General features: G+C 41.8%; 9 protein-coding genes and 1 other annotated feature. Of the genes, 7 read left to right on the forward strand and 2 right to left on the reverse strand.

What is annotated here, in order from left to right:
* Window positions 1-60 precede the first annotated feature (60 nt).
* From ACH0QE_RS18240 to ACH0QE_RS18270, 7 genes are all read left to right on the forward strand, one after another.
* On the forward strand, window positions 61-1083 hold the full coding sequence (locus ACH0QE_RS18240; RefSeq protein ID WP_023615280.1) for an ABC transporter ATP-binding protein: 1023 nt from the start codon (window positions 61-63) through the stop codon (window positions 1081-1083).
* Window positions 1083-2069, forward strand: coding sequence for an ABC transporter ATP-binding protein (locus ACH0QE_RS18245; protein ID WP_215037073.1), 987 nt, complete (start codon window positions 1083-1085; stop codon window positions 2067-2069). The genes ACH0QE_RS18240 and ACH0QE_RS18245 overlap by 1 nt, the downstream gene beginning before the upstream one ends.
* A gap of 44 nt (window positions 2070-2113) precedes the next feature.
* Window positions 2114-3832 (forward strand): oligopeptide ABC transporter substrate-binding protein, encoded by a 1719-nt coding sequence (gene opp4A / locus ACH0QE_RS18250; RefSeq protein ID WP_415801914.1) that lies wholly within the window; start codon window positions 2114-2116, stop codon window positions 3830-3832.
* 34 nt (window positions 3833-3866) lie between these two features.
* The gene (opp4B, locus tag ACH0QE_RS18255; protein ID WP_415801915.1) at window positions 3867-4832 is read left to right on the forward strand and encodes an oligopeptide ABC transporter permease; all 966 of its coding nucleotides are present in this window, start codon (window positions 3867-3869) and stop codon (window positions 4830-4832) included.
* A gap of 11 nt (window positions 4833-4843) precedes the next feature.
* A complete protein-coding gene (opp4C, locus tag ACH0QE_RS18260) occupies window positions 4844-5752 on the forward strand; it encodes an oligopeptide ABC transporter permease (RefSeq protein WP_415801916.1) in 909 nt (302 codons plus the stop codon).
* 382 nt (window positions 5753-6134) lie between these two features.
* Window positions 6135-6350: a hypothetical protein gene (locus ACH0QE_RS18265; RefSeq protein WP_415801917.1), complete on the forward strand. Its 216-nt coding sequence runs from the start codon at window positions 6135-6137 to the stop codon at window positions 6348-6350.
* A gap of 82 nt (window positions 6351-6432) precedes the next feature.
* Window positions 6433-7179, forward strand: coding sequence for a YjbA family protein (locus ACH0QE_RS18270; RefSeq protein WP_415801918.1), 747 nt, complete (start codon window positions 6433-6435; stop codon window positions 7177-7179).
* 257 nt (window positions 7180-7436) lie between these two features.
* On the opposite strand, the gene trpS is transcribed toward ACH0QE_RS18270, so the two are convergent.
* Window positions 7437-8429, reverse strand: a complete 993-nt coding sequence (gene trpS / locus ACH0QE_RS18275) for a tryptophan--tRNA ligase (RefSeq protein WP_415801920.1) — start codon at window positions 8427-8429, stop codon at window positions 7437-7439.
* Between the two features lie 109 nt (window positions 8430-8538).
* Window positions 8539-8767, reverse strand: a binding site (T-box leader).
* A 62-nt stretch (window positions 8768-8829) separates the two neighbouring features.
* Window positions 8830-9195, reverse strand: coding sequence for a DUF3899 domain-containing protein (locus tag ACH0QE_RS18280; protein WP_415801919.1), 366 nt, complete (start codon window positions 9193-9195; stop codon window positions 8830-8832).
* Between the last annotated feature and the right edge of the window lie 234 nt (window positions 9196-9429).

Raw genomic sequence — 9429 nt, forward strand, 5'->3', positions numbered from 1 at the left:
TTATTAAAATATATCGAATTTGCAGAATATTTTATTATTTAAATGTGAGAAGGTGTCCCAATGAGCAACTATTCAATACATAAAGATGCACCTTTGCTTGAGGTAAAGAACCTTGAAACAGCATTTGATATCGATGGCGAATTTTATAACGCTGTAGACAAGGTCAGTTTTGCTGTCAAACCAAGGCAGATTGTCGGGGTTGTTGGCGAATCAGGGTGCGGAAAATCGGTTATGAGCCTTTCAGTCATGCAACTCCTGCCAAAAGGGGTTGGCAAAATCCGCGGTGGGGAAATCATTTTCGAAGGAGTCCACCTGGAAAAGATGTCCGAAAAGGAAATGAATAAAATCCGCGGGCGCGATATCTCGATGATCTTCCAGGAACCAATGACATCGATGAACCCGGTTTTTACAATCGGATTCCAGCTTCAGGAAGTATTGTTCAACCATACGAAAATTTCCAAAGCAGAAGCTAGGCAAAAAAGCGTTGCACTGCTGAAGAGCGTTGGTATTTCCAGACCGGAAAAAATTGTCGATGAGTACCCTCACCAACTATCCGGCGGTATGAGACAGAGGGTCATGATCGCGATGGCCATCGCTAACCAGCCGAAGCTTTTGATTGCCGATGAGCCTACAACGGCATTGGATGTTACTGTACAAGCCCAGATTCTTGACTTGCTCAAGAGCATCCAGGAAGTAAATGATATGTCAGTCATCATGATTACGCATGACCTTGGCGTAGTTGCTGAAATGTGTGATGAAGTCATCGTAATGTATGCTGGCCGGATCGTTGAACGAGCTGATGTTGACACACTTTTCTATAATCCAAAGCATCCTTACACAGAACTGATGATGGGTGCCATTCCGAAAATGGACGAGGAAAAAGAAGAATTAAGCTCAATCAAAGGGATTGTCCCGTCACTTAAGAACATGCCGGCAACTGGTTGCCGATTCGCAAACCGCTGTCCGAAAGCAATGCCAGAGTGTACAAGTATCACTCCACAGCTTGGAGAAGTCGAGCAAGGACATGAAGTGGCGTGCATTCTATATGAAGCAAGTATGCCAAAAGAAGGGGTTAAGGCATAATGAGCAATACAACTTTAGTAGAAAAAGAGAATTTGCTGGAAATTAGGAATCTAAAAACCTACTATCCTGTAAAAGGTGGCTTTTTCCGCCGCACAGTCGGCAATGTAAAGGCAGTCGATGATGTATCATTCGAAATTAAAAAGGGTGAGACATTGGGACTTGTAGGAGAATCAGGCTGCGGTAAATCTACAACAGGCAGGACGATTATCCGCCTGCTGAATGCAACTGATGGCGAAATTATCTTTGAAGGCAAGGATATCACTAAACTAAGAGGCAAGACACTCCAGGCGATCCGCCAGGATATCCAGATGGTCTTCCAGGATCCTTATGCTTCACTGAACCCGATGCAAATGGTCGGGGACATTGTTTCAGAACCTATCAGGAATTTCAAGAATGCAAGCCTGAAGGACCTTAAAGATGAAGTAATGGATTTATTGACAAAAGTTGGTCTTCCTGAAGATGCTTACTATAAATATGCCCATGAATTTTCAGGCGGGCAGAGACAAAGGATCGGCATTGCCAGGGCGCTGGCGCTCAGACCGAAACTTATCATTGCAGATGAGCCGGTATCAGCACTCGACGTATCCGTGCAATCCCAGGTTCTCAATCTTTTGAAGGAGCTTCAGAAGGAATTCGACCTGACTTTCTTATTTATCGCTCATGACCTTAGTGTCGTTAAGCATATGAGTGACCGGATCGGCGTAATGTATCTCGGCAATATGGTAGAAATTGCTGATCGCAACAGCATGTATGCTGAGCCGCTCCACCCATATACACAGGCTTTAATCTCAGCCATTCCAATGCCGGATCCACGCAGGAAGAAGGAAAGGATCGTACTTGAAGGAGATGTTCCAAGTCCATTGAATCCTCCGACAGGATGTCCCTTCCATCCGCGCTGCCCGGCAGCTATGGCAGAGTGTTCTCAAGTGAAGCCAGCTTTAAAGGAGGTGAAGCCAGGACACCGAGTTGCTTGCCACCTTTACTAGGGCAATAATTTTTACAAAAATATAAGAAAAACGGGGGGAAAACCATGAAGAAACCATTGCTTTGGCTAGCTATGCTAGTATTGGTTTTATCAACATTCCTTGCTGCGTGCAGCGGAGGAGACACAAAGAAGACAACAACTGATCCAAAAGAAGACGACAAGGATACTGCAGCAGAAACAGGACCGCAAGAAGGCGGTACATTGACTTACGCTTTAAGTTCTGAATTCAAAGGCCTTTTGAACTGGAACTTCTACGATGCTGATGGAGACGATGATATCATCGCATTCTTCGACGATGCATTGATCGACTATGATGAAAACCTTAAAGCTCAGCCAAACATTGCTAGCTGGACAACTGACGATAACAAAGTTTTCACATTTACTTTTGAAAAAGGCGTAAAATGGCACAATGGCGAAGAACTAACAGTTAATGACTGGGTATTCGCTATTGAAACAATCGCTACTCTTGGTGGAGAACACCAGCGCTGGTCTAACGTTAACACTATCCAAGGTGTTAAAGAATTCAACGAAGGTAAAGCTGACAAGATCTCTGGTCTTGAAGTTGTAGATGACTACACTTTGAAAATCACTTTTGACAAGGCTCGTGTAAACAACCTTGACAATGTGTGGGCTTATCCGCTTTCTCGCAAGGAATTCGAAGGAATCGCTCCTAAGGACATGGCTGCTTCTGAGCAGGTTCGCACTAATCCAGTAGGAACTGGTCCTTACAAAGTAACAAAAGTTATCCCTGGTGAATCAGTAGAGCTTACTCGTAACGAAGACTACTGGAAAGGCAAGCCGTATATCGAAAAAATCATTGTTAAAGTTATCGATACTTCTCTAACAACTGGCGAACTTAAGAATGGAACTCTTGACATGACTCCATTCCACCCAACAGTTCTTCCAGAAATCGAAGCACTTGATAACGTTGAAGTTGTAAGATTCCCTGGCTTATCTTACTACTATGTTGGTTTCAAATTAGGTAAATACGATGGCAAGAAAAACGTAATGGATAAAGAAAAGTATCAAAACAAAGAGCTTCGTCAAGCTATGCTTTATGCAATCAATCGTGAAGAGTGGGTAAAAGCGTTCTTCAGCGGACTAGGAAAGCCGTTAAACCGTCCTATCCCATCTGCACACTGGATTGCTGCAGCTAACGAAGATATGCCTGTTCAATATGAATACAACCCAGAAAAAGCAAAAGAACTTCTTGATAAAGCTGGATACGTTGACAAAGATGGCGACGGATTCCGTGAAGATCCAAAAGGTGAAAAGTTCACTGTTAAGTTCTCTCACTATGCAACTGGAAACCCTACTTTCGAAGCACGTGCAAAAGCTATGACTCAGTATTGGGAAGAAGTTGGTTTGAAGTCTGAGCTTCAAATGACTGATGTTAACCTTTACTATGATCAGCTTGAAAAAGATGATCCTGCAATCGAAGTATTCTACGGCGGCTGGGGAACTGGCGCAGATCCAGATCCACTACCACTTTGGGGTATTGAATCTGTATGGAACTACCCACGTTGGGTAAATGAAGATGCTCAAAAGCTTCTTGAAGATGCTGTTGACCTAGAAGTAGTTGGAACTGACACTGAAAAGCGTGCACAGCTATATGCTGACTGGCAGAAGATCTTCAACGAAGAAGTGCCTGCACTTCCAATCGCTGAACTAGAAGAAGTAATGGCTGTTTCTAAACGCGTTCAAGGCGTTAAGTTCGATGTTTCTGGTTCTAACTCACCTCACGAGTGGTGGATCAAGCAATAATTAGGTACCACCTATTCAGTTAAGGAGAATGCATATGCTTAAATACAGTTTACGACGCATACTAGGCATGATTCCTATGCTTTTCCTTATCTCCATCGTAGTGTTTTCCCTGGCGAAACTTATGCCAGGGGACTCACTCAGTGGGGAAATCGATCCGAACAATACGGATCCGGAATACATAGCGGAGATGCGCGAGAAGCTAGGGTATAATGACCCAATCCACGAACAATATTTCACATGGATCACAAACTTCATGCAGGGCGATTTCGGGAAATCAACCCGTTATAAGATCCCGGCAAGCGAAATCATTGCAGAACGTTTGCCAAATACTATCTTTCTAGGTTTTACCAGTATTTTAATAACCTATATACTAGCATTACTCATGGGTATTTATGCCGGAAGAAAACCATATACCCTTGGCGATAACGCAATAGGTACAGCCAACTATATAGGGCTGGCACTCCCTTCGTTCGTAGCTGGTGTATTTGCTATCTATTTCTTTTCATTCAATTTGGGATGGTTCCCATCAAATGGATCGGTTGATATCTCAATAACAGAAGGAACAGCAGCCTACTGGATGAGCAGAATCCATCATGTATTCCTGCCTGCAGTAGTTTTAGGATTACTGAGTACCGCAAGTTATACGCAGTTCCTGCGTAATGATATTATAGAAAACAGTCGTAAGGATTTTGTAAGGACGGCACGTGCTAAAGGCACAGCGGAAAGCAAGATTTACAATCAGCACATTTTGCGAAATTCAATTATCCCTTTAGTTACATTTCTTGGATTTGACATTGTCAACTTGGTCGGTGGAGCAATCATTACCGAAACGATCTTCACTTATCCGGGACTTGGTCAGTTATTCTTGAACTCAGTCAGCCAAAGAGACTATCCAGTCTTAATGACCCTGACAATGATGTTCTCGTTCTTGACACTGTTTGGTAACCTGATTGCAGACATTTTATATGGAATCGTTGATCCAAGAATCAGGCTGGATTAAGGAGGATGGCTATGGAAGTTTCTACAGCAAAAAATACACAGATTAAACTGAAGCCGGAAAAAGGCATGTCTCCTTGGGCCATCGCTAGAAGAAAATTTGTGAAGAACAAGTTGGCGATGACAAGCTTGATCTTCTTGTTATTCGTAATGATTGTCTCTTTCCTGGCTCCATACATTACAACAACAGATATTACAAGAATCAACATTGGCTCAATGTCCTTAAAGCCATCTGCAGAGAACTGGCTGGGAACGGACAAAAACGGGCGTGACGTTTTTACCAGATTGTTATACGGCGGAAGGGTATCACTCTTAGTCGGAATTAGCTGTACACTATTTGTAATCTTTTTTGGAACAATTGTAGGATCGATTGCAGGATACTTTGGCGGAATCGTTGACAGCATGCTAATGCGTTTCACTGACTTCGTGTTGAACTTCCCGTTCCTGGTATTTGTTATCGTATTGGCTACAATCTTCCATGGTAAAATCAATGGTCTTGTTATCCTGATCATAGTTATCAGCTTGCTGAGCTGGGGTGGGGTAGCGAGGATTGTCCGAAGCAAGATTTTAGCAGAGAAGGAGAATGAATACATTCTTGCTTCCATCTCAATCGGATGCTCACCATTCAAAGTAATCACAAAGCATTTACTCCCGAACGTCCTTTCAACAATCATCGTACAGGCAACAATCCTGTTCGCTTCCATGATTGTCGCAGAAACAGGACTAAGCTTCTTAGGATTTGGTGTACCTTCCGAGATTCCATCTTGGGGTAACATGCTAGCATTCGCAAATGAACCAGACGTATTACAAGGAAAGCCGTGGATCTGGATTCCACCAGCACTTGCCATCACACTCACGATCTTGTCAATCAACTTCGTAGGTGAAGGTTTAAAAGAGGCATTGAATCCAAGATCACGCCGTTAAAAAATCTACCATACAACGGTAGATTTTTTATTTTGGCTATTTTTCTATTAGAGGATGTTCGGCCAAAATACCACTGAGACAGCATGAGATGTCCGAAGTCACCCCATGTTCGGCCAAAACAATCATTGGAACCGCATAAAATGTCCGAAGTCACCCCAAGGGTCGTGCAAGACAGCATTATAGTTAGAAAGTAACACATACTCGGAATCTTTCCTTAGAGACGCTGCTGTACTTTCAAGGAGTTGGGCCTATTTCTTCATCTACATTTAAACCATCTTTCAGTACTTTCCCGCCACCTTCCTTCATATATATGATAAAAATGGACAGGCCGGGGTGAGGGAAGTGTTTTATTTGAATTTCTATTATGAATTGAGTCAGTCCGATGATTTTTAGACTGTTTGTTTTGACGATTGGTTTTGGACTGGCTGTATCTGGGGGCATCAGCGCAATCGCGTATTTGAATATGATTGTAGCTGGGCACGGTTTGGATGAGTATTTAGCTTTTGTATCGCGGAGAGTGGAGTGCTACTTGCTGCCAGCTGGAATCGGGATTATTTGGTTGAGCATTTATTGGCCTCATAATAATGATATAAATTGATCTTCCTTTTAAGGAATATTTTTACTAAGTGATGCCCATACTGATGGACAAACAGTTTCTTGAAGTGAGGGGTTATATAATCATGTTGTATCTTCATGATGTCTGGGTAAACTGGTTCGAAGGGGAAGAGAACGGCTATAATGTCTGCCATTTCCACGAATGGCGGAAGGACGATGGAGTAGAGCTGCTTGACCAGGTGCCGCTCCTTAAGATTGACCATCTGTTATTTAATTACATTGAGAATGATTTATCAGAGTTACCACAACAGCTTCTGGATGACATTTACCGTAAGGCATATTTGAGGAAAAACCATGAACGTACACAGCTTGATTACTGTTTCGTTGTTTCCGATGGAACTGGCATACTGGCTGTTGACACCATCGGCTATAATATCCCAATTCGAAAGAGTCGGCTTATCCCGCGCCAGGAGCAGCTCGTGTACGAAATGATTGAAAATCAGGATACTATCCAATATGGGTTCAATGATCAAAGTGCTTTAAAGGACTTCCATATTTTATCGCCATCACCGGATTTAATGAGAGGGCTGACGCGTAAGGAAAGACAGTTGAAGCAATTATTGTTCATGGCCATGGACCAGTTGAGTTCCTCGAAAAATGTGGCTGAAGTCCGTTACTGGTTCACTGAATGGAAACCTGAATTATATGAAGAAATTCAACGCCTTGGATTTGAAGAGGTATGGGAACGGTTATATGAAGAGACTAAGTTTGGCTGGTCACATAAACACGAGAAGTTTTGTGAAAACATCATCAAAGGGCAATCCTTTTTCGAAAAACTTTGGGAAATGGAGCACGGCCCTAAGGTAAATTGATAACTATTATGAAAAAACGGAGCTGACTTATTATCAGCTCCGTTTCTATTATTGTTTAGGAAATAATAAAGTTTTTATAAATCCAGCTCCAGCGCCTAGCCCCTCGAGACGCTTCTGTCCGCCTGATGAAGTCAAAGAACGACTTCACCTGTCGGTCCTCCGAGGCACACGATGTGCTAGACCCCCAGCCAAAGGACGTGGCGTTATTGGCGGGCAGCGCTTATCGGGGCTGACCAAGGCGCTTGCGCTTTTTGTTCTTACTTGCGCTTGCGCCCAAGACCCATCGCATTCTCCATTTTCTTTAGCATTTTGTTTGCGACAAAGTTTGCTTTTTCAGCACCACGGTCAAGAATTTCATCTAACTCTGGTGAATCGATTAGCTCATAATATTTTTTCTGGATTGGTTCAATTACATCGACAACAACTTTCGCAAGGTCTCCCTTAAAGTCTCCGTACCCTTTACCATCATATTCTTTTTCAATGTCAGCAATTGTTTTGCCGGTTAAGATAGAATAGATGGACAAAAGGTTTGAGATGCCAGGCTTGTTCTCTTTATCATATTTCACGATACCCTCTGAGTCAGTTACTGAACTCTTAATTTTCTTTTCAATTTGCTTAGGGTCGTCGAGCATTGAGATGAAGGCCTTGCTGTTCGGATCTGATTTGCTCATTTTCTTCAATGGATCCTGTAAGGACATGACTCTTGCTCCGACTTTAGCGATTCGAACATCTGGAATCGTAAAAATGTCATTGTATTTCTTGTTGAATCGTTCAGCTAAATCCCTTGTCAGCTCTAAATGCTGTTTTTGGTCTTCGCCTACTGGCACGAGATTCGTATTATATAGAAGGATATCGGCTGCCATTAACGGTGGATACGTTAATAAACCAGCTGAGACTGCTTCTTTCCCGGTGGATTTATCCTTGAATTGGGTCATCCTTTCAAGCTCACCTATATAGGCGACGGATTGCATCATCCATCCAGCCTGTGCATGTGCCGGCACTTCCGATTGGATGAATAATGTTACTTTTTCAGGATCGATTCCTGAGGCGATGTACAATGCTGCGAGGCTCTTAATGTTTTTGCGAAGCTGCAAACGGTCCTGCGGGACGGTTATCGCATGCTGATCAACGATACAGAAATAACAGTTATATTCTTCCTGCAGTTCTGTGAATTGCTTCAATGCGCCGATATAGTTACCAAGTGTGATGGTTCCGCTCGGCTGGATGCCAGAAAAAATAGTCTCCATAATAAATTCCTCCTATAAGTAAATATCTTGTTCTCATTCTGTCTGAATTTGTTTGCAATGACATAAGAAACAGAAGAAAAAAGAACACAAAAAAGACCATTCGCTCCTAATATCTAGGGACGAATGGTCCGTGTTGCCACCCTAATTACTCACGAATGAGTCACTCTGCCCATGCCTCAATAAAGCATGGATTCCTTTAACGCAGGATTACGCCTGGATCTACTTAAGTTCAAACCAGAAGCTCAAAAGTCCATTCCAATTGCCAGGCTGTTTGTTTCCACCAACCACAAACTCTCTGAAAAGCCTTTAACAAGTGTACTACTCTTCATCATTGCTTTTAATCTTTTATTAAAAATGATTATAATCAAATCAATCATGATAAGCAAGAGTACCAGAAGGATTTTTACAAATAATAAATGTACAGTGCGGCAAGCATTAATATAAAATCTAACAATCCAACGATTAAAAGAGGATTTGCATTAATGGTAACCAGTTCGGATAAAGGAGTCATCTCATCAAAGGATTTCTTCTTTTCGCCTTCTTCCTTACCAGCAAAAACGGTCCGGAAAGAAAAGGAAATTGCGTCAAAAAAACCAGAGTTAACCGTATAGACTATAAGAGAAGTAAACAGGAGTACGCTAGCAATATAAAAAGAGATATTAATATAACTTAGCAAAGTTATGCTCTGCTGATAGACAAGTGAAAGAATAAAAACTAAAATCTGTGAACCTAAAAACCCATAAAAAATTTTCCCAAATCTATTACGCATTTTACTAAATCTCCCTTATATTGTTATTTCATAAAAGTGATTTTGAGAATAAATCATCGAAAATAATCAAATATTACAATAAGTAACACGAGTGATTTGCCCGCAAAAGGCTTATAAGTCACCATTATACCACAAATGAATGAGGAAATTTATTACTATTGTTTCAAAGTTGTAAATTTTTCGCGCAAAAATATTGAACATTTAATTTAATCTATGTATAATAGGGAATGTAAA

This window comes from Mesobacillus sp., assembly GCF_047739415.1.
Classification (GTDB): Bacteria; Bacillota; Bacilli; order Bacillales; family Cytobacillaceae; genus Mesobacillus.